Raw genomic sequence first — 26,254 nt, 5'->3', positions numbered from 1 at the left:
TCGACGCCGTCGGTCCGCCCTGTGAGGATCCCCGCATGAGCGACGCACCCGATCTTCCCGACGGCTACGAGTTCTCCGCCGACACCGCCCGTGTGGACGTCGACCGGGTCCACGGCTGGCTGTCGACCGACGCGTACTGGGCGATCGACCGCCCGCGGGAGAAGCATGAGCGCGCGATGGCGTCCTCGATCAACTTCGGGGTGTACGCGACGGCCTCCGGCGAGCAGGTGGCGTACGCGCGCGTGGTGACCGACCGAGCCCTGTTCGCCTGGCTCGCCGACGTGTACGTCGACCCCTCGGTGCGCGGCAAGGGCGTCGGCACGGCGTTCGTCGGCCGCATCCGGGACCACCTGCGGCCCTTCGGGCTGCGGCGCATCCTGCTGGCCACGGAGGACGCCCAGGGGGTGTACGAAAAGGTGGGCTTCCGGCCGCTCGACCGCCCCGGCCAGTGGATGATCCACCCCTTCGAGTAAGTGCGCGCACGCGCTGAGTAACAGCCCTTGACCTGCGCACACCCGAGGCTCACCATCACCGCATGCCACTTCGGGTCACGTTCGTCGCCGCCGCGCGCAGTTCCTCGCTGCTCGCGGAGCGCTTCGAGGACGACCGGCCGCTGGACCAGGCCGGCTGGGACGAGGTGCAGCGCATGGCCTGGGACCTGCTGCCGCTGAGGGCCGCCGACCTGCGTTACTGCTCCCCGACCCCGCGCAGCCGCGCCACCGGCGACGCCCTGGGGTACGCCCCGCTCGTCCAGCTCGCCCTGCGCGACTGCGACATGGGCCGCTGGCGCGGGCTGACGCTGGGCGAGGCGATGGCCCGCGAACCGGACGCCGTGGACGCCTGGCTCGCCGACCCGCGCTCCACCCCGCACGGCGGCGAGTCACTGCTGGCCTTCATCTCCCGGGTCGCGAGCTGGCTCGACACGCGCCCGGTGGGCGACGGCGGCCGGATCGTCGCCGTCGCCGAACCCTCGGTGATCCGCGCCGCCCTGGTGTACGCCCTGAAGGCGCCGCCCGCGACGTACTGGAACATCGACGTGCGCCCGCTGTCCACGTCCACGGTGACGGGCCGCTCGGGCCGCTGGAACCTCCGCCTGGACGGCGGGCCCAATCAGCCCTCGCGCACGTAGTCGGTGGTCAGCACCAGGTCCTTCGCCGGTCCGCCGACCCGCCACACCGAGCGCCAGTGGTCGGCGTCCGTGACCGTGAACTCGCCCCGGTAGACGTCGGCCGCACAGGGGTGGCCGGCGACGTACCGTCCCGAGGTCAGGTCCAGGTCGTGGAAGGGCCGGCCGTCAGCGAAACGGACGTCGGCCGTGCCGGGCGAGGCCCCGGGCAGAAAGCGCAGGGTGCGCGTCGCGGGCCGTGCCACGCCCTGCCAGGTGAAGGTCCCCGACTCCTCGTGCAGCAGCCCGCCGCCGTCGAGCGGGCTGAACACGGTGACTCCCTCGAACCGCCCTTCGTCCCCGCTCGCCAGATCACGCACGGTCCGCTCCACCCGCCAGCGTCCGGCCAGGTGGGCCAGGACGTCGGCCACGGGCCAGAACCCGCCCATCATCGCCCCTGTCTGTCCGCCCCATTGACGTGCTCATACCCCTTCCCTATCTTGCCGTTCGAAGTGCTGACCACTGTCTGATATTTCGAACGATCCCAGAGCCGCGGAGTATCCATGTCACGCACCACCCGTACCAGGCTGAGACTCGGCCTCACGGCAAGCGCTTTCCTGCTGGCCGCCACCGCCGTCCCGGCCCCCGCCCATGCCGCCGACGTCACCGACTACTCGATCACCGTCGACCCCACAGCCCAGGGCGCCGCGATCGACAAGACGATGTACGGCGTCTTCTTCGAGGACATCAACCGCGCCGCCGACGGCGGCCTGTACGCCGAACTCGTGCAGAACCGGTCCTTCGAGTACTCCACCGACGACAACAGGTCGTACACGCCCCTGACCGCCTGGACGGTCTCCGGCGCCGCGCAGGTCGTGAACGACGCCGGCCGCCTGGGCGACCGCAACCGCAACTACCTCTCCATGGGCGCCGGTTCGTCCGTCACCAACGCCGGCTACAACACCGGCATCGCGCTGGAGGAGGGCAAGAAGTACGACTTCTCGGTGTGGGCGCGCGCGGAGGCCGGCAGCACGCTCACCGTGACCGTGCAGGATGCGGGCGGCACCCTCGCGACCGCGCGGCAGATCGCCGTCCGCAAGGGCGGCTGGGCCCGGTACCGGGCCACCTTCATCGCGACCCGCACCAGCACCGCCGGCCGCCTCACCGTCGCCTCCCCGGCCGCCGCCGCGCTCGACATGGTCTCCCTCTTCCCGCGCGACACCTACCGGCACGAGCCGAACGGCCTGCGCAAGGACCTCACCGAGAAGGTCGCCGCCCTGCACCCGGGCTTCGTCCGCTTCCCCGGCGGCTGCCTGGTCAACACCGGCTCCATGCAGGACTACAGCGAAGCCTCCGGCTGGCAGCGCAAGCGCTCCTACCAGTGGAAGGACACCGTCGGCCCGGTCGAGCAGCGGGCGACCAACGCCAACTTCTGGGGCTACAACCAGTCGTACGGCCTCGGCTACTACGAGTACTTCCGCTTCGCCGAGGACATCGGCGCGATGCCCCTGCCCGTCGTCCCGGCCCTGGTGACCGGCTGCGGCCAGAACAAGGCCGTCGCCGACGACGCGCTGCTGGGGCGGCACATCCAGGACACGCTCGACCTCATCGAGTTCGCCAACGGCCCGGCGACCTCGAAGTGGGGCAAGGTGCGCGCCGACATGGGCCACCCGAAGCCCTTCCACCTCACCCACATCGAGGTCGGCAACGAGGAGAACCTGCCGAACGAGTTCTTCGCCCGCTTCCAGCAGTTCCGCGCGGCCGTCCAGGCCCGGTACCCGTACATGCAGGTGATCTCCAACGCGGGCCCCGACGACTCGGGCGCGACCTTCGACACGGCCTGGAAGCTCAACCGGGACAACAAGGTCGACATGGTCGACGAGCACTACTACAACAGCCCGCAGTGGTTCCTGCAGAACAACGACCGCTACGACTCCTACGACCGCAGCGGCCCGAAGGTCTTCCTCGGTGAGTACGCCTCCCAGGGCAACGCCTTCAAGAACGGCCTCGCCGAAGCGGCCTACATGACCGGCCTGGAGCGCAACGCGGACGTCGTCAAGCTCGCCTCCTACGCCCCGCTGTTCGCCAACGAGGACTACGTCCAGTGGCGGCCGGACCTGGTGTGGTTCAACAACCACGCCTCCTGGGGCTCGGCCAACTACGAGGTCCAGAAGCTGTTCATGAACAACGTGGGCAGCCGGGTGGTGCCGTCCACCGCCACCACCACCCCGGCCGTCAGCGGCCCCATCACCGGCGCCGTCGGCCTGTCCACCTGGAACACCAGTGCCGCCTACGACGACGTGAAGGTCACCGCCGCCGACGGGAGCGCCCTGTTCGGCGACGACTTCTCCGGCGACACCTCGAAGTGGACCCACACCGGCACCGGCAGCTGGAGCGTCCAGGACGGCGCCTACGTCCAGACCGACGACGCGGCCGAGAACACCATGGTCCAGGCGGGCGACCCGGCCTGGCACGACTACGACCTGCATGTGAAGGCCACCAAGAAGTCCGGAAAGGAGGGCTTCCTCGTCGCCTTCGGCGTCAAGGACACCGGCAACTACTACTGGTGGAACCTGGGCGGCTGGAACAACACCCAGAGCGCGGTCGAGCAGGCCGTGGACGGCGGCAAGTCCACGCTGATCTCCAAGGCGGGCTCGGTCGAGACCGGCCGGGCCTACGACATCGACATCAAGGTGCGCGGCCGCCAGGTCACCCTGTATCTCGACGGGCAGCAGTGGGGCAGCTTCACCGACGACCGGCCGGCCGAGCCGTTCCGCCAGGTCGTCACCCGGGACGCGAGGACCGGTGAGCTGATCGTCAAGGTCGTCAACGCCCAGGCCTCCGCGGCCCGTACGGCGATCGACCTGGGCGGTGCGAAGGTCGCCTCCGAGGCCGCCGTGACCACGCTCGCCGCCGCCCCCGACGCGGTGAACACCGAGACGTCCACGACGGTCGCCCCCAAGACCTCCACGCTCACCGGAGTGGCGGGGAAGTTCACCTACACCTTCCCGGCGAACTCCGTCACCTTCCTGCGGATCAAGCAGAGGTAGCCACGGAGCCGTCCGCGGGCCGCTGCCCGAGCGGCAGCAGCCCGCGCTCGGCGAAGACCTTCTTCGCGGCGAAGGTCGCGTTCAGCGCCTTCGGCATGCCGCAGTAGACGGCGGAGTGCAGCAGCGCCTCGGTGATCTGCTCGGCCGTGAGGCCCACGTTGAGCGCCGCGTTCACATGCACGTCCAGCTGGGCCTCGCAGCCGCCGAGCGCGGTGAGCATGCCCAGGGTGACCAGCTGACGGTCGCGCGGGGCGAGCCCGGGCCGGTCGTAGACCTCCCCGAAGGCCCACGCGACGATCTGGTGCCCCAGCTCCGGGCTGATGTCGGCGAGCGAGTCGACGACCCGCTGCCCGGCTTCGCCGTCGACCTTCTTCAGAACCTCCAGGCCGTGTGCGAAACGTTCGTCACGGGTGGTGCTCTCGCTCATGCCGGCTATGGGCTGTCCGCTTGTCATGGCAGGAACCGTAGAACCTGGAGTGCGCTCCAGGTCAAGCGCCGCTCGGTTCACCTTGAAAACACCGCCCGGAAAGCCTTTGTTTTCCTGGCCGTCATGAAATTCACACGGTGTTTCCCGTATTCGGAAGAAGTCGCCTCACTTTTCAGTGAGCGCACAACCAACTGGAAACGTGCCCCGTCTAAGACGGCGAATCGACGAGGCATACATTCCGTGGGGGAGCACCGAAAATGCATGGCAACGCGCGGCGGCACCCGGACAGGAACAGGGTGTGAAAGAGATATCCCGGCCGAGGCGGGCCGCCGCACTGTTCGCCGCGGCCGTCACGATCACGGCGTTCTGCGCCGCCGACGCCCTTGCCCGCAGCTACCCGTTCGGCTCCCGCACCCGCAGCGTCAACGACCTGGGCAACCAGTACGTGCCCTTCCACGCCCACCTGTGGGACCTGCTGCACGGCAGGGCCGACGGCGGCCTCCTCGTCAACTGGCAGTCCGGCTACGGCTCCAGCTTCCTGCCCGACGTCGGCACCTACCTGGGCAGCCCGTTCGCGCTGCTCGTGGCCCTTTTCCCGCGGGACGAGATCGACCTCGCGGTGTACGTCGTCACCGGACTGAAGACCGCGGCCGCCGCAGCCGCCATGGCCTGCCTGCTGCTCACCCTGCGACCCGGCCGCTGGTGGGCGGCAGGACTGCTCGGCGCCTCCTACGCCCTGTGCGGCTGGAGCGTCGCCGACGCCTCCTACAACCCCATGTGGCTGGACGGTCTCATCGCGCTGCCGCTGCTGTGCCTGGTCGGCGAGTGGGCCATCGCCGGGCGCCGCCGCTACCTGGGCGTCCTCGTCGTGGCCCTCGCCTGGACCGCGAACTTCTACACCGCCTACATGGCCACCCTCGGCGCCGCCCTGGTCCTGCTGCTCCGGCTGCTGCTGGCGGACCTGCCCCGGCGGCGGGCGCTCGCGGCGGCCGGCCGCGCCGTGCTCACCGTGGTCCTCGGCGTGGGCCTCGCCGCCCCGCTGGTGACCGTCATCTACTTCGGCACCAAGCACGCCTACCCGGGCCGCGTCCGCCAGTTCGCCCCGGTGGCGAGTGAGGACGTGCTGGCCAGGCTGCTGCCGGCGACGTACGGCTTCGGCTCGCCGGCCGTCTACGTGGGCATCACGGCCCTGCTGCTCGCCCTCGCGCTGCCGTTCCACCGCGCGGTCCCCGTCCGGGTGCGTGCGGGCTGGACGCTCCTCGTGCTCGCGGTGACCCTGTCCCTGCAGTGGGCGCCGACCCACCTGGTCTGGCACGCCTTCGCCACCCCGCAGGGCAGCCCCTACCGCCAGGCCTTCGTGCTCTGCGGGCTGCTGGTGATCGCCGCCTGGCACGCGTTGTCGTACGGCCTGCCCGACCGGCGCGCGCTCATGGCGGCGGCCGGGCTGCTCGCCCTGATCGCCCTCGCGGCGAGCCGCAGCGACCTGGTGCGGGCCTTCGCCTGGCCGGTGCTGCTGCTCGCCACCGCCGGCGCCCTCGGCGGACTGGCCCTGCTCGCCCGCGCCGACGTAGCACGGCGCACCCGGCTGGCCGGCCTGGCCGTCGTTCTCCTGCTCGGTGCGCAGCTCGGGGAGACGGCCGCCACCTCCGCCGTGGCCACACGGCTGCGCCTCGGGCACCTGGACGACTACGCGCCCTGGGGGCAGCGGCAGCAGCGGCAGGCGGACACCGTCGCGGCGGCCGACGACTGGCCCCGGTACCGGACCGACCCCGGACGCGAGCAGACCGTCGGCAACGACCCGATGCTGGTGGGCGGCCAGGGCGCCCAGTACTACAGCAGCCTGACCTCCGACGTCCTCAGCCGTACGCTGACCGCGCTCGGCGACGGCTGGACCTCGCGCGGCCGCAGCGTGCAGAGCCTGGACAACGCCGTCACCGACGTCATCTTCTCGGTCGGCGCCCGGGTTCACTCGCCGCCGGACCCGCACCAGAAGTACCTGCCGCAGGACGGCGACCGGGTGACGGTGACCCGGCGCGACGTGCCGCCGCTGGTGACCGTGCGGACCGCTCCCGACCGGGCCGCCTTCGGGCCGTCTCCGTACCGCAACCAGGAGCTGCTGCTCGGCAGCCGCGTCTACACCGTGCCCCGCCTCGCCGTGCACGGCGACACCGGAAAGCCGGCCCGGGGAGGCCGGGTCGGTTCCGGGAACGCCGTCACGAGCCCGACGATCACGGCCCGCTGCCCGGCCGGGACCCAGGTCTACCTGTGGGCCCCGCACTACTCGGGCACGGCACGGCAGCACGGCGCCGGCACCGCCGCGCGCTTCCGCTTCGAGTTCCCGCGCAACCGCGCCGCCATGGCGCCGCTCGGCCCGGCCCCGGCGTCCGGCCGACTGCGCATCGACCTGACCCCGGACCGCCCCGGCCGCGTCCCGGGCGGTGCGATCGGCTGCCTGGACACCGCACGCCTGCGCACCGCGGCCGCCCGCCTGAAGGCCACCGGCGCCACCGAGGTCACCGTCTCCGACGGCACCGTCCGAGCCCAACTGCCCGCGGGCAGCAAGGGGATCGCGGTCGTCGCCGCGCCCCGGATCGCCGGCTGGCGATGCGCCACCGGTGGCGGCCCGGCCCGGCCGGCGGGGGAGTACCACGGGCTGATCGCCGTACCCCTCGACGGAACCGACGGCACCGCCGCGACCTCGACCTCGTTGACCTGCACCTTCCACCCGCCCGGCCTGCGGCTGGGCACGGCCGTCGGGGGCGCCTCGCTGCTCACGCTCGCGCTGCTCGGCACCCTCACCGCCGTGCGCCGTAGACGCGCCCCGGCACCGTCCACGACCACACCACCACGCGAGCGCGTGACCACCGCACCCTGACCGCGCCCCTGGGGGGAACGCCATGCTGATATCGATCGTCGCGCCCTGCTACAACGAGGAAGACGTCCTCGAACGCTTCCACGAGGAGGTCCAGAAGATCGCGGACGAGCTGCTGCCGCTCGGCCACGACATGGAGTTCGTGTACGTCGACGACGGCAGCCGCGACCGCACGCTCGCCGTGCTGAGGCGCCTCGCCGACCGCGACTCGCGGGTGCGGTACGTCTCCTTCAGCCGCAACTTCGGCAAGGAGGCGGCCCTGCTCGCGGGCCTCAGGCACGCCTCGGGCGACTCGGTCGTCGTCATGGACGCCGACCTCCAGCACCCGCCGGAGCTGATCAAGCGGATGGTGGAGCTGCGCGGCCAGGGCTACGACCAGGTCATCGCCAAGCGCAGCCGCACCGGCGACCGCCTCACCCGCACCGTCACCGCCCGCCTGTACTACCGGCTCATCAACCGCATGGTCGACGTCGAACTCGTCGACGGCGTGGGCGACTTCCGCCTGCTGTCGCGCCGGGTGGTGGACGCGGTCCTGAACCTCACCGAGTACAACCGCTTCTCCAAGGGCCTGTTCGCCTGGGTCGGCTTCCCGAGCACCACCTTCGAGTACGAGAACGCGACGCGCGAGGCCGGCAGCAGCTCCTGGTCCTTCCGCAGCCTGCTCAACTACGGCCTGGACGGCCTGCTCTCCTTCAACAACCGGCCGCTGCGCGCCGCCCTCTGGCTCGGCATGGGCCTGCTGCTGTGCGCCGGGCTGTACACCGCCTGGATCGTGGGCGCCGCGCTGGTCAACGGGGTACAGACGCCCGGCTACGTGACCATCATCACCGCCGTCACGGCCCTCGCCGGCGTGCAGATGGTCATGCTGGGAGTGATCGGGGAGTACACCGGCCGCATCTACTACGAGGTGAAGGGGCGCCCGCACTTCCTGGTGAAGGCGACCAATGTGGAACGGACGAAAGACCTCATTCCTTGAAGCGACAGATCGTCACCTTTGCCGCGGTCGGTGTGATCAACACCGCCACTTATTACTGTCTCTACCTGTTGTTCCTCACATGGCTGCCCTATCTGGCCGCGCATATTCTAGCCTTTCTGCTCAGCATGATCGGATCCTTTTTCCTCAATGCGCACTTCACGTATCGGACACGGCCCACCTGGCGGAAATTCCTGCTGTTCCCGCTGACCAACGCCACCAATTTCCTGATCACGACCGCCGGGGTGTACGTGATCGTCGACGTCCTGCACGCCGGCAGCCGCTTCGCCCCACTGCTCGCCTCGGCGGCCGCCATCCCCGTCACGTTCGTCGTGTCCCGCTGGGTGATGCTCCCCCGATCGATTGCATAAACGTGCATCGATACGTATAGTCATGCCATCCAGAGGAGGGTGGACATGGCGGTACGTGCGGCGGTGGCCGGAGCGAGCGGATACGCGGGCGGAGAGGTCCTGCGCCTGCTCCTCGCGCACCCCGAGGTCGAGATCGGTGCCCTGACCGGCAACTCCAACGCCGGGCAGCGGCTCGGCGCGCTCCAGCCGCATCTGCTGCCGCTGGCCGACCGGGTGCTGACCGAGACCACGGCCGAGGCACTCGCCGGGCACGACGTCGTGTTCCTGGCCCTGCCGCACGGGCAGTCCGCCGCCGTCGCCGAGCAGCTCGGCCCGGACGTCCTCGTCGTCGACATGGGCGCCGACTTCCGCCTCGCCGACGCGGCCGACTGGGAGAAGTTCTACGGCTCCCCGCACGCCGGTACCTGGCCCTACGGCCTTCCCGAACTTCCGGGCGCCCGCGCCCGGCTTACGGGGTCCAAGCGCATCGCGGTGCCCGGGTGCTACCCGACCGCCGTGACCCTCGCCCTGTTCCCGGCCTACGCGGCCGGACTCGCCGAGCCCGAGGCGGTGATCGTCGCCGCGTCCGGCACCTCCGGCGCCGGCAAGGCGCCCAAGCCCCACCTGCTCGGCAGCGAGGTCATGGGCTCCATGTCGCCGTACGGCGTCGGCGGCGGCCACCGGCACACCCCCGAGATGATCCAGAACCTCAGCGGCGTGGCCGGCGAGCGGATCTCCGTCTCCTTCACGCCGACCCTCGCGCCGATGCCCCGCGGCATCCTCGCCACCTGCAGCGCGTCCGCCCGGGACGGGGTGACCGGCGAGTCCGTGCGCGCCGCCTACGAGAAGGCCTACGCCGACGAGCCGTTCGTCCACCTGCTCCCCGAGGGACAGTGGCCCGCCACGGCGTCCGTCTACGGTTCCAACGCCGTTCAGGTGCAGGTCGCGTACGACGCGGCGGTGGGCCGCATCATCGCGATCAGCGCCATCGACAACCTGACCAAGGGCACCGCGGGCGGTGCCGTACAGAGCATGAACATCGCCCTGGGTCTCGCCGAGACCACCGGGCTGACCACGATCGGAGTTGCGCCGTGAGCGTGACGGCAGCGAAGGGATTCACGGCCGCGGGCATCGCCGCCGGGATCAAGGAGAACGGCAACCCCGACCTGGCCCTCGTGGTCAACAACGGGCCGCGCCGTGCCGCCGCAGGCGTCTTCACCTCCAACCGTGTGAAGGCCGCGCCGGTGCTCTGGTCCGAGCAGGTCCTCAGGAGCGGCCAGGTGACGGCCGTGGTCCTCAACTCCGGCGGCGCCAACGCCTGCACGGGCCCCAAGGGCTTCCAGGACACGCACGCGACCGCCGAGAAGGCGGCCGAGGCGCTCGGCCGGGGTGCCATCGAGATCGCCGTCTGCTCCACCGGCCTCATCGGCGTCCTGCTGCCCATGGACAAGCTGCTCCCGGGCGTCGAGACTGCCGCGGCCCAGCTCTCCGAGCACGGCGGCGAGAAGGCCGCCATCGCCATCAAGACCACCGACACCGTCCACAAGACGTCCGTGGCCACCAGGGACGGCTGGACCGTCGGCGGCATGGCCAAGGGCGCGGGCATGCTCGCGCCGGGCCTGGCCACCATGCTGGTCGTCCTCACCACCGACGCCGACCTCGACGACGAGGTGCTGGACCGGGCGCTCCGCGCGGCCACGAAGGTCACCTTCGACCGTGTCGACTCCGACGGCTGCATGTCCACCAACGACACGGTGCTGCTGCTCGCCTCCGGCTCCTCCGGCATCACCCCGGAGTACGCCGAGTTCGCCGAGGCCGTGCGCCAGGTCTGCGACGACCTCGGCCAGCAGCTGATCCGGGACGCCGAGGGCGCCAGCAAGGACATCAGGGTCGAGGTGATCAACGCCGCGTCCGAGGACGACGCCGTCGAGGTGGGCCGCTCCATCGCCCGCAACAACCTCCTCAAGTGCGCGATCCACGGCGAGGACCCCAACTGGGGCCGCGTCCTGTCCGCGATCGGCACGACGAAGGCCGCCTTCGAGCCGGACCAGCTGAACGTCGCCATCAACGGCGTCTGGGTGTGCAAGAACGGCGGTGTCGGCGAGGACCGCGAACTGGTCGACATGCGCTACCGCGAGGTGCACATCGTCGCCGACCTCGCGGCCGGTTCCCAGACCGCCACCATCTGGACCAACGACCTCACCGCCGACTACGTCCACGAGAACAGCGCCTACTCCTCATGAGCACTGGAACGACGCGTAAGCACACCGCCCTGCCCAAGGCCCAGATCCTCATCGAGGCGCTGCCCTGGCTGACCCGGCACCACGGCAAGGTCGTCGTCATCAAGTTCGGCGGCAACGCCATGGTGAACGAGGACCTGAAGGCCGCCTTCGCCCAGGACGTCGTCTTCCTGCGGCACGCCGGACTCAAGCCGGTCGTGGTGCACGGCGGCGGCCCCCAGATCAGCGCCGCCCTCGACCGGCACGGCATCGTCAGCGAGTTCAAGGCCGGCCTCAGGGTCACCACCGAGGACGCCATGGACGTCGTACGGATGGTGCTGGCCGGGCAGGTGCAGCGCGAGCTGGTCGGGCTGCTCAACCAGCACGGACCGCTCGCCGTGGGTCTGACGGGCGAGGACGCCCACACCATCACCGCCACCAAGCACCAGCCCGAGATCGACGGCGAACTGGTCGACATCGGGCGGGTCGGCGAGATCACCGCGATCGACACCGGCGCGATCGAGGCCCTGCTGGCCGACGGCCGCATCCCGGTCGTGTCGTCGATCGCCCGATCCCAGGACGACGGACATGTCTACAACGTCAATGCTGATACGGCGGCTGCGGCTCTCGCTGCGGCACTGGGGGCCGAGACCCTCATGGTCCTCACCGACGTCGAGGGCCTCTACGAGGACTGGCCGGACTCCGACGAGGTGATCAGCCGCCTCACCGCGTCCGAGCTGGAGAAACTGCTGCCGGAGCTGTCCTTGGGCATGGTGCCGAAGATGGAGGGCTGCCTGCACGCCGTACGCAACGGCGTCACCACGGCCCGCGTCATCGACGGCCGGGTCCAGCACTCGATCCTGCTGGAGATCTTCACCGACGAGGGCATCGGCACGATGGTCGTGCCCGACGAAGCCGAGGGGGAGCAGTCATGACGGGTACCGCGACCAACGCAGAGCTGACCGCGCGCTGGCAGGGCGCGCTCATGAACAACTACGGCACCCCCCGACTGCCCCTCGTGCGCGGCGAGGGCGCCAAGGTGTGGGACGCCGAGGGCAAGCAGTACCTGGACTTCGTCGGCGGCATCGCGGTCAACGCGCTCGGCCACGCCCACCCGGCCGTGGTGGAGGCGGTGAGCCGGCAGATCGCCTCCCTAGGGCACGTCTCCAACCTGTTCATCGCCGAGCCGCCCGTCGCCCTCGCCGAACGCCTCCTGCAGCTCTTCGGCCGGGACGGCAAGGTCTTCTTCTGCAACTCGGGCGCCGAGGCCAACGAGGGAGCCTTCAAGATCGGCCGGCTGACCGGGCGCACCCACATGGTGGCGACCACCGGCGGCTTCCACGGCCGCACCATGGGCGCCCTGGCGCTCACCGGCCAGCCCGGCAAGCAGGCGCCGTTCCTGCCGCTGCCCGGCGACGTCACCCACGTGCCCTACGGCGACGCCCAGGCGCTGGCCGCGGCGGTCACGGAGGACACGGCGCTCGTCATCATCGAGCCGATCCAGGGCGAGAACGGGGTCGTGGTGCCCCCGTCCGGGTACCTGAAGGCGGCCCGGGCGATCACCGCGGCCACCGGGGCGCTGCTCGTCCTGGACGAGGTGCAGACCGGCATCGGCCGTACCGGCAACTGGTTCGAGTACCAGGCCCACGAGGGCGTGCTGCCCGACGTCGTCACGCTCGCCAAGGGACTCGGCGGCGGGCTGCCGCTCGGCGCCACCGTGGCCTTCGGGCGCGCCGCCGACCTGCTCCAGCCCGGCCAGCACGGCACGACCTTCGGCGGCAACCCGGTCGCCTGCGCCGCGGGGCTCGCCGTCCTCGACACCATCGCGGACGAGGGGCTGCTGGAGAACGTGAAGCGGCAGAGCGGCGCACTGCGCGAGGGAATCGAGAGTGCCTGCGGCGGATCACGTCACCCGTTGATCGATTATGTCCGGGGTGCGGGCCTCCTCCTGGGTATCGTGCTCACCGGGCCGCTCGCACCGCAGGTGCAGCAGGCGGCCCAGGAGGCCGGGTTCCTGGTGAACGCGCCCGCTCCCGACGTCGTGCGGCTCATGCCGCCGCTGAACCTGAGCGACGACGAGACAGGCGCCTTCCTCCGGGCGCTGCCCGGCATCCTCGACGCGGCGAGCCCGGCGAACGGGGACGGACGATCCGGAGAATGAGACGACGATGAGCCAGGCGCAGGACCACGAGCACGCGGCAGGCGCCGGGCCCGCCGTGCCGCAGACCCGCACCGCACGGCACCGCCGGATCGTGGACATCCTCAACCGGCAGCCGGTGCGGTCGCAGAGCCAGCTGGCGAAGCTCCTCGCCGACGACGGGCTGAGCGTGACCCAGGCGACGCTGTCGCGGGACCTCGACGAGCTGAACGCGGTCAAGATCCGCAACAACGAGGGCGACCTGATCTACGCGGTGCCGAGCGAGGGCGGCTTCCGCACGCCCCGGGCGCCGCTCGGGGAGTCGGCGAAGGAGGAGCGGATGCGGCGCCTGTCCCAGGAGCTGCTGATCTCCGCCGAGGCCTCCGCCAACCTCGTGGTCCTGCGGACCCCTCCGGGGGCCGCCCAGTTCCTCGCCTCCGCCATCGACCAGGCCGAGCTGCACGACATCCTCGGCACCATCGCGGGCGACGACACGCTGCTGCTGATCAGCCGGGATCCCACCGGCGGGCAGGCTCTGGCGGACCACCTCCTGCGGCTGGCCCAGAACGGCCACTGACGGGCGCCGCCGGGGGTACGGGCGGAGAATAGGAACGTGATCTTCCGCCGCGAAGGCCGGGCAATCTCCTGGCGGGGGCGGACCGTATATGGAGGTATGCAAGGGATTCGGTTCCCGGTGGGCCGGCTCCCGGACGAGGCTCTGCTGTCCGGGCTGGCCACCGGTGATCCGGAACTCGCGGCCACCTTTGTACGGAGGTTCCAGCACACGGTCTTCGGTGTCGCCATCGCCGTCACCGGGGACCCACAGCTCGCCGAGGACATCGCCCAGCAGACGTTCGAGCGCGCGTGGCGTCATGCCCAGATCTACGACCCGCGCCGTGGCTCGGTGGCGACCTGGCTGACGACCATCGCGCACAACCTCGCCGTGGACGCACTCCGGGCGCGGCGGAGCGAGCCGATGGCGCCGGAGGACCTCGACGTGCTCCTCGACGTCGTCAGCGAGACGCCCGAGCAGTGGGCGCTGGCCGACGAGGCCTCGGCCCGGCTGCGGGCCGCCGTGGCGCAGCTGCCACGGGAACAGGGTCGTGCCCTGGTGATGGCGGGCATCTACGGAATGACGGCTCAGCAGATCGCCGACTGGGAGAAGATCCCGCTGGGAACCGCCAAGACGCGGATCAGAACCGCGATGGCAAAGCTGCGGAACACGCTCACGTCTCCGAAGCGAGGCGACCATGGCCAGTGATGTGACCTGCGAGAAGCTCCAGGAGAGCGGCGCCGAGCTGGCACTCGGCGTGCTGTTCGGGCGTCAGCGGGCCGAAGCGGTCGAGCACCTGGAGCGGTGCGCGGACTGCCGGGAGTACGTCGGGCATCTGACGCTCGTCGGCGACCGGCTGCTCGGCCTGCTGCCGCCGACCGAGCCGCCGAACGGGTTCGAGACCCGGGTGGCGCGCGGACTGACCCGCGCCGTGACCGCGTCCGAGGGCCGCGCGCACACGCACCCGTCGGCAGCCGAGCACAAGGGCCTCCGCGGCCGCGCCCGCCGGGCCAGGCTCCGGCTGGCCTCCGCCGTGGCCGCGCTCGCCATCGCCTGTGGCTTCGCCGGCTGGGGGATCGGGACCGCGGTCGAGACGATCACGGCCTCGTCGGCCCCCGCCGTCGAGACCGAGCCGGTCCTGGTCGGGGACCTGACCTCGCCCCACGGGGCCGAGCCGTCGGCCGGCGAGGTCTACGCCCACCCCGGGCCCCCCGGCTGGCTCTTCATGTCCGTCGACCTGACCGGCACCCACGCCTCGTACACCGGCAAGGTCACCTGTCTCCTGGAGCACGCGGACGGCACCACCACCCACATCGGTGACTTCGCCCTGCGCGACGGTCAGGGCCACTGGGGTACGGCGACCCCGATCGACCCCACGACGGTCACGGGCGCCCGGGTGACCGCGTCCGACGGCACCGTCCTGGCCACGGCCGACCTGCACATCGGCCAGGTCCAGACCCCCGAGGAGGCGTGAACCCGGTCCACCCCCGGGACGGCCTCAGGCGCGCGCGGTGTGGCGCCGATGGCCGGGCGCCGTCGCGTCGAGGGCGGCGGCCAGCTCGTCGACGGTGGGCCGGGACGCCGGGTCGGCGCGCAGACAGCTGTCGACGGCGGCGGCGAGAGCGGCCGGCAGCCGCCGCCGGGACGCGATGGGCGGGGCACTTTGCTCCAGCTGCGGACAGCGGTCCGCCCGCTGCCCCTCGGAGGACTCGGCCGCGGCCGTCGGCGGCCCGCCGCGGTCGAACGGCACGTCACCGCAGGCGAGTTCGTACAGCGTGATGCCGATGCCCCACACGTCGGCGGCGGCCGTCAGCTGCCCGCCGCGGGCCTGCTCCGGAGCCAGGTAGCGGATCGTGCCCAGCCCCGGGGGTGCGCTGCCGGGCGGCCGTGCGAGGCTCAGGTCCAGCACCTTCGCATGGCCGCAGTCCACCACCACGTTGGACGGTTTGAGGTCCAGGTGCAGCAGGCCCTGTCCGTGCAGGTAGTGGACCGCGGAGCACAGCTGCACCCCGAGGAGCGCCACGTCGGCGGCGGCCGGCCGCCGCGGCAGCCGGCCGATCAGGTGGGACAGCGTCTCACCGGTCAGTGTCTCCAGGACGACGAGCGGCTCGGGCGACTCGAAGGTCTCGTAGGCGCGCACCAGGTGGGGATGCGTGAACGCGCCCAGCCACCGGCCCTCCCGCAGCAGCCGCGCCCGCAGCCGCTCCTCGCCCAGCCGGTCGGGACGCACCGTCTTGATCACACAGCGGCAGGCCCGCTCCTCGCTCCAGGCGTCGTAGACGTCCAGCCAGCCGGTGCGCGTCAGGTGCGCCAGGACCTCGTAACCCGGGGCCGGTCTCGCGCCCGGTGGGCGGGGAGGCGGGGCGTCGTCGCTCACGACAGGACCCTCCCCTCCGGCGCGTGCAGCCGGTGGAGCCGGGCGTACCTGCCGTCGCGCCGCAGCAGGTCCTCGTGGGTGCCGTGCTCGACCACCCGGCCGCCGTCCAGCACCACGATGTGCGTGGCGTCGCGGACGGTCAGCAGGTTGTGGGAGATGACGACGGTCGTCCGTCCGGCCATGAGTCGGCGCAGCGGGTCCATGATCCGTCGGCCGGACCGGACGTCGAGCCCCGTGGTCGGCTCGTCCAGCAGCAGCACGGGCGCGTCCCTGATCATCGCGCGGGCGATCGCCAGGCGCTGGCGCTGTCCGCCGGAGAGCGTCCGGCCGCGCTGGCCGACCAGCGTGTCGTAGCCGTCCGGGAGCGCCTCGATGAACTCGTGCGCGTCCGCGGCGCGCGCCGCCGCCACGATGTCCGCCTGCGTCGCCTCCGGCCGGCCGTAGGCGATGTTCTCCCGCACGGTGCCGTGGAAGACGAGCGTCTCCTGCAGCACCACCGCGATGCTCTCCCGTACGTCGGCCAGGCGCAGCGAGCGCAGATCGGTCCCGTCGAGGCGGACCGCTCCCCGGTCGGGGTCGTAGAAGCGCAACTGCAGTTTCGCGACCGTGGATTTGCCGGCCCCGCTGGCCCCGACCAGCGCCAGCGTCTCGCCGGGTGCCACATGGAAGGACACGTCGGACAGTGCCCAGGACGGGAGGCCCGGATAGCGGAACCAGACGCCGTCGAACTCCAGGTCACCGTGGGCCCGGCCGATCCGCCGGGCGCCCGCGGCCTCGGTCACCTGCGGTCGCTGGTCCAGCAGCTCGATGATCCGTTCCGCCGAGGCGGACGCCGCGTAGAAGGTGGTGCCGAGGTGGGACAGGTTGCGGACCGGGCCGTAGAGCTTGCCGATCAGCGCCAGGAAGACCAGCAGCCCGCCCAGCGTGAGCTGGCCCTGGGCCAGCTTCCAGGTACCCAGGCCCATGACCGCGAGCCCGCCGGCCACCTCGATGACGTCGACGAGGGGTCCGTACACGCCACGGATCCGCGCCGAGGCCATCGCCGCCCGGTACCTGCCGATGTTCTCCCGCTCGAACCGCTGCTCCTCCCAGCCCTGCCGGTTGTACGCCTGCACCAGCGCGACGTTGCCCAGCGACTCCTCGGCGATCGCGCTGATCGAGCCGCTACGGCGCCTGCGCTCCCGCGACGCCGCCTTGATCAGCTTGGCGAAGTGCCGGGCCGTGCCCCAGAACAGCGGCACGATGACGAGGGCGAGGAGGGTGAGATCCCACTGCAGGTAGAACAGCAGGCCGAGGAACACGCCCAGGCTGATCACGTAGTAGAGGGCGTCCGCGATGCCGGAGAGCAGGAACGTCTCGACCGCGTCGACATCGCCCGTGACACGCGAGAGCACGTCCCCGAGCCGCCGGCGTTCGAAGAATCCGAGCGACAGCCCTTGGACGTGTCGGAACACATCGGCGCGAAGAGTGAGCAGGAAGCGCTCGCTGACCCAGGTGGACGTCACGTCGTCGGCGTAGGCGAGCACGCCGGAACCGACGATGAGTCCCAGATAGGTCGGCGCGATCCACAGGAGCGGCCGGAGATCACGGGGGACGAGGACGTCGTCCACGACGATCTTGAAGAGCCAGATCTCCCCGGCGTCGACGACGGGGCCGATCAGGCTGAAGAACACGATGGGCACGAGCCAGCGCCGGCCACCGCGGGTGTACGGCCAGAACCGCCGGAACACCTCACGCGGGGGCACCGGAGGCGCGGCCGCGACCACGGCGTCGGACGTCTCGCCCACCGACAGCAGCCGCCGCAGGACATGCGCCATGGCATGCATTCCTCGGGGGGCGGCGAAACGGACCGGGTCCTTCCGAATCCGGTCCGCTCACCCTCCGTGTGCGATCAGTGGCCGCTGTGGCCGTGGCCGTTACGGTCGCCGTGGCCGTGGCGGTCGCCGTGGCCGTGGCGGTCGCCGTGGTCGCGGCGGTCGCCGTGGTCGTGGCGGTGCCCGTGCCGCGAGGAGTCGTGCCTCGACGAGTCGTCGTCGTGGCCGTGGCCCTTCGCCGGCATGAGACTGTTGAAGATGGCCATATGCGTTCCTCCTGAAACTTGCCCCACAGGGGATACGTCCCAACGTGGAAGTTGGATGGCGTAATGGGGACAACTTGGTAGAAACGTCAAAAATTCCCCGTTCCAGTGTCCGATGTTCAACCGAACTGCTGTTCAGCCGAGCCGCGCCGCCAGCCCGCCGGTGCACCGCACCTCGTCACCCGCCGTGATCAGCAACGCCTCCACGTCCGGCAGCGACTCGAGCCATGCCAGCCCCGCCCGCGACCCCATCGCGAACGCCGCCGTGGCCCAGCAGTCCACCCACGTCAGCCGGGGCCCCACCACGGTCACCGCGACCAGGTCCGTCACCGCGGACCTGCCGGTACGCGGATCCACGATGTGGTCGCCCCGCTCCACCGTGCCGGACGTCGCCACCGACAGCTCGTCCACTCCGGCCGCCGAGATCACCGCCGCCAGTCCACCGGGGCGGAGCGGATCCGACACCCCGACCCGCCACGGCCGCTGCGGCTCCGGCGCGCCCAGCATCTGGACGTCACCGCCCCCGTTCACGCTGACCCCGCACACCCCGTCCACCGCCGCCAGCAGCCGCGCCGCCCGCTCCGCCGACCAGCCCTTCACGATTCCGGTCGGATCCAGTGACCCTCGGTACCGGGTGCTGAACCACCCGTCACTCACCCGCTCCGCCTCGGCCGCCAGCTCCAGCACCTCGGCCACCTCGGGAGCGCACTGCGCCACGGTCAGCTCACCCCGGGCGAGGCGCGACACCTCGCTGTCCTCACGGTAGGTGGAGAAGAGCGCGTCGACCCGGTGCAGGCCCGCGACCGCCTCGTCCAAGGCCCGCCGTACCGCACCGGATTCCCCGCCGCGGACGTCGAAGGAGAAGACGGTCCCCATGACCTCCTCCGCATGACGCACCGCGGCGGGAGCTTCAGCCGACTCGGCCACCGCGTCAGCCACCGGCCTGGTCGAGCGCCGACTGCAGCGACTGCTTGTAGCCGGTGCTGGTGTAGGTGGCCCCGGAGACGGAGTCGATGTTCGCGGTTCCGGCCGCCACGGCCTCCTGGTTGAGCTTGGGCACGGAGAGCTGGGTCTTCTGGCTGCTCAGTCCGCCCTCGGGCGCCTGGACCGCGTCCGCCTTGGTGATCTTCCCGTTGCTGACCGTGATCCGGACCTGGACCGTGCCGTACTGGGTCTGGACGGCCTTGCCGGTGACGGTACGGGCCTGCGCCGCGCCCGATCCGGCGGAGGAGCCGGAGGACGACCCGGAGGAGGAGCTGGAAGACGACCCGGACGAAGACCCGGAAGACGACCCCGCGGACGCCTTCATCTTGTCCAGCGCCGACTGCAGCGACTTCTTGTACCCCGTGCTCGTGTACGTCGCCCCGGACACCGCGTCGATCTGCGCACTCTGCGCCGCCACGGCCTCCTGGTTGAGCTTGGGCACGGCGAGTTCGGTCTTCTGGTCGCTGAGCCCGCCCTTGGGCGCCTGCACCGCCTCTGCCTTGGTGATCTTGCCGCCCGCGACGGTGAGCCGCACCTGGACGGCCCCGTACTGGGTCTGCGCTGCGTCTCCGGTCACCGTGCCGGTGCCGGCGGCCTGCGCCCCGCCCTGCGGAGACTCCTGCGCCGCCGCCGTCTGCTGGGGTGCCGCGCCTGCCGCCGAAGCGGCCGCCGGATCCGAGGCGGGCTTCAGCGACAGCAGCAGCACGACACCGGACACGGTGGCGGCCGTGGCCAGCACGACGCGCCGAATGGGGTGGCTCTTCCTCATCGCTTCGCAGCTCCCGCTCACATCTCGAACGACTCGTGGTGGATACGGCGCGCGGGGACTCCCGCGCCGCGCAGTGCCTCGTACACCGACTGCGCGAACCCGGGCGGGCCGCACATGAAGACATCATGGTGATCGATGTCCGGGATCTTCCGCTGGAGGTTCTCCGCCGAGATGTCCGGCCGCTCGCCCTCGGGGCTGTTGACCGCGTACATCAGCCGGGCCCCGCGCTCATCGGCGATCGCGGCCAGCTCGTCCCACAGGGCCAGGTCCTGGGTGGTGTTGGCCCGGTAGAGCAGGGTGATGTCACCGGCCGCGCCGGGCAGCGTCTCGAACAGCGCCCGCATCGGCGTGATGCCGACCCCGCCCGCGACCAGCAGCACCTTGCCCTTGCTGCGCCGCTGGGCGGTGAGCGCGCCGTACGGGCCCTCCGCCCACACCCGGGTGCCGGGCGTCAGTTCGCGCAGCCGGGCGCTGTGGTCGCCGATCGCCTTCACCGTGATCCGCAGCATGTCGGGGCGGGGTGCCGCCGACAGAGAGTACGGGTGCGAGCTGAACCGCATCCCGGGAGCGAGGAACCGCCAGCGGAAGAACTGGCCCGCCTCCGCGCCCATCCGGTGCAGCTTCCGGCCGCCGATCAGTACGGACACGATGCCCGGCGTCTCCTCGATGACCGCTTCCACACGCATGCGGTGACGGAGGTTCAGCCGGATCGGGGTGAGGATCCGGTACCAGAGCACCAGGGCGGTGACGGTGCCGTAGAGCACGTACCAGAAGGTCTTGGCGGACGGCTCGACCGCGAAGTCGTTGCCGGTGGTGATCTGGTGCCAGAACGTCAGGAACACGGCCGCGTACGTCAGCAGGTGGACGTGGTACCAGGTGTCGTACGGCAGCCGGCGCCGGACCGGGCCGATCGACGTCAGGCCGATGACCACGAACAGGCCCGTGCCGATGGCGGCCTTGCCCATGTCCGGCAGCTGGTTGATGGAGTCGATGGTCTGCTGGACGATGTCGCCGAGCGACTTGCCGGCCTGGAGCGCGTACCCCCACATGGTGAGGAAGACGTGCGCGACGATCAGGCAGAGCGTGTACCTGCCGCTCATCGCGTGCCAGCGGGCCACCCGGTCGGAGCCGACGCGCCGTTCCAGCGCCGGTACGCGCGCCATCTGCAGCACGACCAGCGCCATCAGGTAGCCGGCCAGCAGACCGGTGATGCGGCCCGCGTTCAGAATCCTGCTGTTGTCGTCGGCTATGGACGGTGTGTTGTGCCACCAGAGCCACAGCACGGCCGCCGCGCCGGCCCACACCGCGAGCAGCAGCGGAACGGCCGGTGAGCGGCGCGGGCGGATGCGGCGCATCGTCTGGCGGCGGGCGGCACGTCCGCCTGCGAGCGTGGTGGTCACGGTTCCTCCGTGGGGACTTGACCCTTGGCCCACAGATACGTGCCGCATGCGCTGAGTGTTCAGAGCCCCGCCGAGTCGAGGGCGGACTGGAGTGACTGGCGGTAACCGTCGCTGGTGTACGTGGCCCCCGAGACCGTGTCGATCTGCGCGCTCTGGGCGGCCAGCGCCTCGCGCCGCAGCTGCGGCAGGGCGTAGCTGTTGATCTCCTGGTCGCGCGGGTTGTCCTGCGGATAGCTGACCGCCGTCACGTCCGTGAGCTTGCCGCTCTCGATCGTCACCCGCACCTGGACCGGTCCCCACCGGGTCTGGACGGTGTCGCCGGTGACGCGCTTGGTCCCCGAGCTGGAACCGGCCGTCGGGCTCGAACTGCTCGACGTCGTGGGTGACTTGGTGTCCGCCGTCGCCAGCGTGGGGCTCGTGTGCGGCTTCAGCGACAGCAACAGCACCATCCCGGAGACGGTGGCGGCACTCGCCAGCACGATGCGGCGGAGCGGGCGGTTCTTGTTCAACGCGTGCACGCGGGCCTCACAGCTCTCACAGTTCGAACGACTCGTGGTGGATACGACGGTCCGGGACCCCGGCCGCCCGCAGCGCGCCGTACACGTCCTGGGCGAAGCCGTGCGGGCCGCAGATGTAGACGTCGTGGTCCGCCAGATCGGGGAAGGTCGCGCGCAGCGACTGCGCCGTGATGCTCGGCCGCTCCCCGCGCGGCCCGTTGAGCGCGTACAGCAGCTGCGCGCCCCGCCAGCGGGCGATCGCCTCCAGCTCGCTGCCCAGCGCCAGGTCCTCGGCGCCGCGCGCCCGGTAGAGCAGGGTGACCTCGCCGGGCAGCGTCTCGAACAGCGCCCGCAGCGGGGTGATGCCGACCCCGGCCGCGATCAGCAGGGACCGCTGCCCGGTGGCCCGGTCGGCGGTCAGGGAGCCGTACGGGCCCTCCGCCCACACCCGGGTGCCCGGCCGCAGCAGCGCCACGGCCGCGCTGTGGTCGCCGAGCGCCTTCACCGTGATCCGCAGCCGGTCCGGGCGCGGCGGCGCCGACAGGGAATATGGCGTCGACGTCCAGCCCATGCCCTCGCCGAGGAACCGCCAGCGGAAGAACTGACCCGGCCGCGCGCCCAGCTCGTCCAGGTGCCGCCCGTGCACGACGACCGAGTACACGCCCGGCGCCTCCTTGTGCACCGACTCCACCCGCAGCCGGTGCCGCCGGTTGAGCCGGACCGGGGCGAGGACGCGGAACCACAGCACCAGGGCCGCCACCCCGAGGTACAGCGCGTACCAGAAGGCGGTGGCCACCGGCTTGCCGTTGAACTGCTCGCCCAGCGCCAGCTGGTGCCCGAAGGCGAGGAAGACGGCCGCGTAGGTGAGGAGGTGGACGTAGTACCAGAACTCGTGGCTCGTGCGGCGGCGCGCGGCGCGCACCGAGGTGACGCCGACCGCGAAGAGGATCACCGTGCCGGCGGTGGCCTTGAGCATCTCCGGGTAGTCCAGCACGACGGTGACCGCCTCGTGCCACAGCGAAGCCCGGTCCTGGGCGGCGTACCCGGCCAGGATCAGCGCGATGTGCGCGACGAGCAGGCAGACGGTGTACCGGCCGGCCATCGCGTGCCAGCGGGCCACCCGGTCGGAGCCGATACGCACCTCCAGCAGCGGCACCCGCGCCATCAGGCCGACCAGGACCGCGCAGGCGTACCCACACAGCAGCCCGGCGATCCGCCCGGCCCCGGTCAGCCAGCCCGCCGTACCGACCACGGCGCCCGTGTCCGCCCACCAGAGCGCGACCACGGCCGCCGCACCCGCCCACAGCACGGCCAGCACGGGCCCCGCGGGGGAGCGCCGTGCGGTCAGGGGCCGGGGCGGGGCCGCCCGCCCCGCATCCACGGTGATCATGAATACGTCGTCCCTTCGTCCGTCGTGCCAGGCCACTGTGCGGTCCGAAACTCTGAGAGACCTCTGAGCGGGCGCCGAACCAGCCGACTCAGAGGAAACTCAGAGCCGCCCGGGCAGACGGGTGCCCCGCGCACGAGCGATGCTGGTAGACGCGATGAACACCACCCGCTCCGGCCGCCCCGCCCTCACCCGACCCGACGGCACCCCGCTGCGCGTCCTCGTCGTCGACGACGACCCCGACCTCGCGGAGGTGCTCACCGGCGCCCTGCGCTACGAGGGCTGGGAGGTGCGCGCGGCCGGCGACGGCGCCTCGGCGGTCACCGCCGCGCGCGAGCTGCTGCCCGACGCCGTCGTCCTGGACGTGATGCTCCCGGACACCGACGGCTTCGCCGTGCTGCGCCGCCTGCACGAGGTGAAGCCGGACGTCTGCGTGCTCTTCCTCACCGCCCGGGACGCGGTCGAGGACCGCATCGCCGGCATCACGGCGGGCGGCGACGACTACGTCACCAAGCCCTTCAGCCTGGAGGAGGTCGTCGCCCGGCTGCGCGGACTGCTGCGCCGCGCGGGCATGGCCCGCCAGCTGGAGGAGGGGCCGCGGCTGACCGTGGGTGACCTGGTCATGGACGAGGAGGCCCGCGAGGTGACCCGGAACGGCGAGCTGATCGAACTCTCGCCCACCGAGTTCGAACTCCTCCGCTTCCTGATGCGCAACCCGCGCCGGGTGCTGAGCAAGACGCAGATCCTCGACCGGGTGTGGTCGTACGATTTCGGCGGCCGGGCCCACGTGGTCGAGCTGTACATCTCCTACCTGCGCAAAAAGGTGGACGCGGGTCGCGAACCCATGATCCACACGGTGCGTGGCGCGGGTTACGTCCTGAAGCCGGTGCCCCGGTGAGGCCCGTACGACGCCTGCCCCGGCCCCGCACCCTGCGCGCCCGGCTCACCTTCGCCCTGGTGATCCTGCTCGCCGTGAGCTGCGCGGCCGTGGGACTCGCCGCGGTCGTCGAGCTGAACGGCTTCCTCACCCAGCGTCTCGACGAGCAGCTCACCCAGGTCGGCACCCGGTTCCCGGAGAGCCTGGAGCACCAGGTCCTGGGGCAGGACGGCCGGGTGCCCGACGACCACGACGGCGACGAGCACGGCGACACCCGCCGCCTGGCCACCGGCACCTTCGGCGCCCGCCTGCTGAACGGCCAGGTCACCAACAAGGGCCTCATCCGCTCCGGCGACCCGTCCGCGGACCTGAGCGTGGACCTGACCGCCAGGGACCAGAAGCGGCTGGCCGCCGTACCGGCCGACGGCAGACCGCACACCGTCGAACTCTCCGCCCTTGACGACTACCGGGTCGTGGCCACCCCGGGCCGGGACGGTGACGTCCTGGTCGTCGGCCTGCCGCTGGAGCCCGTCCAGGCCGCCGTCCACCGTCTGGAACTGGTGGCCGGCATCGTCTTCGGCCTCGCGCTGGTGGCGACCGGCGTGGCCGGGGCCTTCTGGGTCCGCTGGTCGCTGCGCCCGCTCAGCAGGGTCGCGGCGACCGCCACCCGGGTCAGCGAGCTGCCGCTCGCCAGCGGCGAGGTGGCCCTGCCGCCCCGGGCCCCGGACCCCGACTCCCGCAGCGAGGTCGGCCGGGTCGCGGCCGCCTTCAACCGCATGCTGGGCCATGTCGAGGACGCCCTGACCAAACGCCACGCGAGCGAGGAGCGGCTGCGCCGCTTCGCCGCCGACGCCAGCCACGAGCTGCGCACCCCGGTCGCCTCGGTCCGCGGCCACGCCGAGCTGGCCCTGCTGCACCCGGGGCCGGTCCCACCGGAGGTGACCCGCGCCCTGGAGCGCATCGCCGCCGAGTCCTCCCGCATGGGCGAGATGGTCGACGACCTGCTCCTGCTGGCCCGCCTCGACGCGGGCCGCCCGCTGGAGCGCCGCCCGGTCGACCTGACGCATCTGGTCCTGGACGCGGTGACGGACGCCCGGGCCGCCGGCCCCGACCACCGCTGGACCCTGGACCTCCCGGAGGAACCGGTCACGGTCACGGGCGACACCCACCGCCTCCAACAGGTGTTGGCCAACCTGTTGGCCAACGCGCGTGTGCACACACCCGTTGGCACCAAGGTGACGGTGACCCTGGAGACCGAGGACGGCTCGGCCCACCTCTCGGTCCACGACGACGGCCCCGGCGTCCCCGAGGAAGTCCAGCCGGGCGTCTTCGAACGCTTCACCCGCGCCGAACACCGCCGCCGCCGGGACGCCCCCGGCGGTGGCGCGGGCCTCGGCCTGTCGATCGTGGCGGCGGTGGTGGAGGCGCACGGGGGGAGCGTCGGGCTGGAGAGCAGGCCGGGGGCGACGACGTTCACCGTACGGCTGCCCCTCGGCGAGGTCAGTAACGCGTGATGGCCGTGGCGCCGTCCGTGGTGCCGATCGCGACATGCGGCTTCCTGTCGGGGTCCGCCCATTTCAGGATCCGCTGCATCGCATCCTCGGGTACGGACACGCAACCGGCGGTGGCCGCCTTCCCGTTGACGTGCAGAAAGATCCCGGCCCCCCGCCCCCGCACCGGCTCGTCGTAGTTGAACCCGATGACAAGCCCGTACGCGTACGTCCCGTAGGAGCTGAGCTGCTCGGACTCCGCGGCCCGGCAGTCGGCCGGAAGGGGATCCACCCAGCGGTTGTACGCGGTGGAGTCGGGGTCCTCGCACCACCAGGAACTCCCCTTCACCGCCCGGTACTCGAACCGCGTCCCGCTCGGCGCCGCCTTGATGCCGAAGGCGAACGGAAGGCGGTACAGCCCGGTCGGCGTGGTCTTCGTCCCCTGCGTCCGCGACTGCCCCTCCACCAGCCCGTTCGCCCCGAACCGCGCGGGCGCGGACCCGGCCTGGACCCACTGGCCGTCCCGCAGGTCCCACCACGTGAGCGTGCCGGACGTCGCGTCGGTGTCCGGCGCCTGAGCGGTGATCAGCTGGGTGCCGCCCCCGGTGTCCGCCAGCTGCGCGGGCAACGGAACCGGCGCCTGCCCGGGCATGAAGCCGAGCAGGCAGACGGACGCGGACACGAGGGCGACGACGGCACTGGGGCGCATG

At 71.7% G+C, this 26,254-nt stretch carries 26 protein-coding genes; 15 read left to right on the top strand and 11 right to left on the bottom strand.

Annotated features, from left to right (window positions below; genetic code table 11):
- Positions 1 to 35 precede the first annotated feature (35 nt).
- Together ACFY3C_RS10580 and ACFY3C_RS10575 are read left to right on the top strand one after the other, a co-directional pair.
- Positions 36 to 473, top strand: a complete 438-nt coding sequence (locus ACFY3C_RS10580) for a GNAT family N-acetyltransferase (protein ID WP_390770489.1) — start codon at positions 36 to 38, stop codon at positions 471 to 473.
- A gap of 62 nt (positions 474 to 535) precedes the next feature.
- Positions 536 to 1,129, top strand: coding sequence for a histidine phosphatase family protein (locus ACFY3C_RS10575; RefSeq protein WP_386574763.1), 594 nt, complete (start codon positions 536 to 538; stop codon positions 1,127 to 1,129).
- On the opposite strand, the gene ACFY3C_RS10570 is transcribed toward ACFY3C_RS10575, so the two are convergent.
- On the bottom strand, positions 1,111 to 1,554 hold the full coding sequence (locus ACFY3C_RS10570) for a DUF6314 family protein (RefSeq protein ID WP_390770616.1): 444 nt from the start codon (positions 1,552 to 1,554) through the stop codon (positions 1,111 to 1,113). The two genes, ACFY3C_RS10575 and ACFY3C_RS10570, sit on opposite strands and share 19 nt — an antisense overlap.
- Before the next feature lie 114 nt (positions 1,555 to 1,668).
- On the opposite strand from ACFY3C_RS10570, the gene ACFY3C_RS10565 reads away from it, so the two are divergent.
- Positions 1,669 to 4,155 (top strand): alpha-L-arabinofuranosidase C-terminal domain-containing protein, encoded by a 2,487-nt coding sequence (locus ACFY3C_RS10565; protein WP_390770488.1) that lies wholly within the window; start codon positions 1,669 to 1,671, stop codon positions 4,153 to 4,155.
- Here ACFY3C_RS10565 and ACFY3C_RS10560 read toward each other — a convergent pair.
- A complete protein-coding gene (locus tag ACFY3C_RS10560) occupies positions 4,142 to 4,582 on the bottom strand; it encodes a carboxymuconolactone decarboxylase family protein (RefSeq protein ID WP_386575015.1) in 441 nt (146 codons plus the stop codon). The genes ACFY3C_RS10565 and ACFY3C_RS10560 overlap by 14 nt on opposite strands.
- 298 nt (positions 4,583 to 4,880) lie before the next feature.
- On the opposite strand from ACFY3C_RS10560, the gene ACFY3C_RS10555 reads away from it, so the two are divergent.
- The 10 genes from ACFY3C_RS10555 (at position 4,881) to ACFY3C_RS10510 (ending at position 15,160) form a co-directional block, all read left to right on the top strand.
- Positions 4,881 to 7,457 (top strand): YfhO family protein, encoded by a 2,577-nt coding sequence (locus tag ACFY3C_RS10555; RefSeq protein ID WP_390770487.1) that lies wholly within the window; start codon positions 4,881 to 4,883, stop codon positions 7,455 to 7,457.
- Positions 7,458 to 7,479: 22 nt separating this feature from the next.
- Positions 7,480 to 8,430: a glycosyltransferase family 2 protein gene (locus tag ACFY3C_RS10550; protein ID WP_390770486.1), complete on the top strand. Its 951-nt coding sequence runs from the start codon at positions 7,480 to 7,482 to the stop codon at positions 8,428 to 8,430.
- Positions 8,427 to 8,798, top strand: a complete 372-nt coding sequence (locus ACFY3C_RS10545) for a GtrA family protein (protein WP_386574768.1) — start codon at positions 8,427 to 8,429, stop codon at positions 8,796 to 8,798. Before ACFY3C_RS10550 ends, ACFY3C_RS10545 begins: the two co-directional genes overlap by 4 nt.
- 45 nt (positions 8,799 to 8,843) lie before the next feature.
- Positions 8,844 to 9,872, top strand: coding sequence for an N-acetyl-gamma-glutamyl-phosphate reductase (gene argC, locus ACFY3C_RS10540; RefSeq protein WP_390770485.1), 1,029 nt, complete (start codon positions 8,844 to 8,846; stop codon positions 9,870 to 9,872).
- Complete coding sequence (gene argJ / locus ACFY3C_RS10535; protein ID WP_390770484.1) at positions 9,869 to 11,020, top strand: bifunctional glutamate N-acetyltransferase/amino-acid acetyltransferase ArgJ; 1,152 nt, start codon at positions 9,869 to 9,871, stop codon at positions 11,018 to 11,020. Before argC ends, argJ begins: the two co-directional genes overlap by 4 nt.
- Complete coding sequence (gene argB / locus ACFY3C_RS10530; RefSeq protein ID WP_390770483.1) at positions 11,017 to 11,931, top strand: acetylglutamate kinase; 915 nt, start codon at positions 11,017 to 11,019, stop codon at positions 11,929 to 11,931. The genes argJ and argB overlap by 4 nt, the downstream gene beginning before the upstream one ends.
- Positions 11,928 to 13,157 carry an acetylornithine transaminase gene (locus tag ACFY3C_RS10525; RefSeq protein WP_390770482.1) on the top strand — a complete coding sequence of 410 codons (1,230 nt, stop codon included), beginning with the start codon at positions 11,928 to 11,930 and terminating at the stop codon, positions 13,155 to 13,157. Before argB ends, ACFY3C_RS10525 begins: the two co-directional genes overlap by 4 nt.
- Before the next feature lie 7 nt (positions 13,158 to 13,164).
- Positions 13,165 to 13,710, top strand: coding sequence for an arginine repressor (locus tag ACFY3C_RS10520; protein WP_386574773.1), 546 nt, complete (start codon positions 13,165 to 13,167; stop codon positions 13,708 to 13,710).
- Between the two features lie 96 nt (positions 13,711 to 13,806).
- Positions 13,807 to 14,394 carry an RNA polymerase sigma factor gene (locus ACFY3C_RS10515; RefSeq protein WP_386574774.1) on the top strand — a complete coding sequence of 196 codons (588 nt, stop codon included), beginning with the start codon at positions 13,807 to 13,809 and terminating at the stop codon, positions 14,392 to 14,394.
- Positions 14,384 to 15,160: a hypothetical protein gene (locus ACFY3C_RS10510; protein ID WP_390770481.1), complete on the top strand. Its 777-nt coding sequence runs from the start codon at positions 14,384 to 14,386 to the stop codon at positions 15,158 to 15,160. Before ACFY3C_RS10515 ends, ACFY3C_RS10510 begins: the two co-directional genes overlap by 11 nt.
- Positions 15,161 to 15,184: 24 nt before the next feature.
- Here ACFY3C_RS10510 and ACFY3C_RS10505 read toward each other — a convergent pair whose 3' ends face one another.
- The 8 genes from ACFY3C_RS10505 to ACFY3C_RS10470 form a co-directional block, all read right to left on the bottom strand.
- The gene (locus ACFY3C_RS10505) at positions 15,185 to 16,063 is read right to left on the bottom strand and encodes a serine/threonine-protein kinase (RefSeq protein ID WP_390770480.1); all 879 of its coding nucleotides are present in this window, start codon (positions 16,061 to 16,063) and stop codon (positions 15,185 to 15,187) included.
- Entirely contained in the window at positions 16,060 to 17,880 is a 1,821-nt protein-coding gene (locus ACFY3C_RS10500) for an ABC transporter ATP-binding protein (protein ID WP_390770479.1), read from the bottom strand. The genes ACFY3C_RS10505 and ACFY3C_RS10500 overlap by 4 nt, the downstream gene beginning before the upstream one ends.
- A 74-nt stretch (positions 17,881 to 17,954) precedes the next feature.
- Entirely contained in the window at positions 17,955 to 18,143 is a 189-nt protein-coding gene (locus ACFY3C_RS10495) for a hypothetical protein (protein WP_390770478.1), read from the bottom strand.
- A gap of 132 nt (positions 18,144 to 18,275) precedes the next feature.
- Positions 18,276 to 19,016 (bottom strand): FAD:protein FMN transferase, encoded by a 741-nt coding sequence (locus tag ACFY3C_RS10490; RefSeq protein WP_390770477.1) that lies wholly within the window; start codon positions 19,014 to 19,016, stop codon positions 18,276 to 18,278.
- A gap of 55 nt (positions 19,017 to 19,071) precedes the next feature.
- Complete coding sequence (locus tag ACFY3C_RS10485) at positions 19,072 to 19,893, bottom strand: FMN-binding protein (RefSeq protein WP_390770476.1); 822 nt, start codon at positions 19,891 to 19,893, stop codon at positions 19,072 to 19,074.
- Between the two features lie 17 nt (positions 19,894 to 19,910).
- The gene (locus ACFY3C_RS10480) at positions 19,911 to 21,293 is read right to left on the bottom strand and encodes a ferric reductase-like transmembrane domain-containing protein (RefSeq protein ID WP_386574781.1); all 1,383 of its coding nucleotides are present in this window, start codon (positions 21,291 to 21,293) and stop codon (positions 19,911 to 19,913) included.
- Between the two features lie 59 nt (positions 21,294 to 21,352).
- Positions 21,353 to 21,811 (bottom strand): FMN-binding protein, encoded by a 459-nt coding sequence (locus ACFY3C_RS10475; RefSeq protein WP_386574783.1) that lies wholly within the window; start codon positions 21,809 to 21,811, stop codon positions 21,353 to 21,355.
- A 16-nt stretch (positions 21,812 to 21,827) separates the two neighbouring features.
- Positions 21,828 to 23,180: a ferric reductase-like transmembrane domain-containing protein gene (locus ACFY3C_RS10470; protein WP_390770475.1), complete on the bottom strand. Its 1,353-nt coding sequence runs from the start codon at positions 23,178 to 23,180 to the stop codon at positions 21,828 to 21,830.
- Positions 23,181 to 23,334: 154 nt separating this feature from the next.
- Between ACFY3C_RS10470 and ACFY3C_RS10465 the strand changes: the two genes are divergently transcribed.
- Together ACFY3C_RS10465 and ACFY3C_RS10460 are read left to right on the top strand one after the other, a co-directional pair.
- Complete coding sequence (locus tag ACFY3C_RS10465) at positions 23,335 to 24,075, top strand: response regulator transcription factor (protein WP_386574785.1); 741 nt, start codon at positions 23,335 to 23,337, stop codon at positions 24,073 to 24,075.
- Positions 24,072 to 25,568, top strand: a complete 1,497-nt coding sequence (locus tag ACFY3C_RS10460; RefSeq protein WP_390770474.1) for a sensor histidine kinase — start codon at positions 24,072 to 24,074, stop codon at positions 25,566 to 25,568. The genes ACFY3C_RS10465 and ACFY3C_RS10460 overlap by 4 nt, the downstream gene beginning before the upstream one ends.
- On the opposite strand, the gene ACFY3C_RS10455 is transcribed toward ACFY3C_RS10460, so the two are convergent.
- On the bottom strand, positions 25,555 to 26,253 hold the full coding sequence (locus ACFY3C_RS10455; RefSeq protein ID WP_386574787.1) for a L,D-transpeptidase: 699 nt from the start codon (positions 26,251 to 26,253) through the stop codon (positions 25,555 to 25,557). The two genes, ACFY3C_RS10460 and ACFY3C_RS10455, sit on opposite strands and share 14 nt — an antisense overlap.
- Between the last annotated feature and the right edge of the window lies 1 nt (position 26,254).

The sequence above is a fragment of the Streptomyces sp. NPDC001410 genome (assembly GCF_042895235.1).
Lineage (GTDB): Bacteria > Actinomycetota > Actinomycetes > Streptomycetales > Streptomycetaceae > Streptomyces.
Note: the sequence above shows the minus strand (reverse complement) of the source record. Positions and strands in the feature narration are given on the sequence as shown.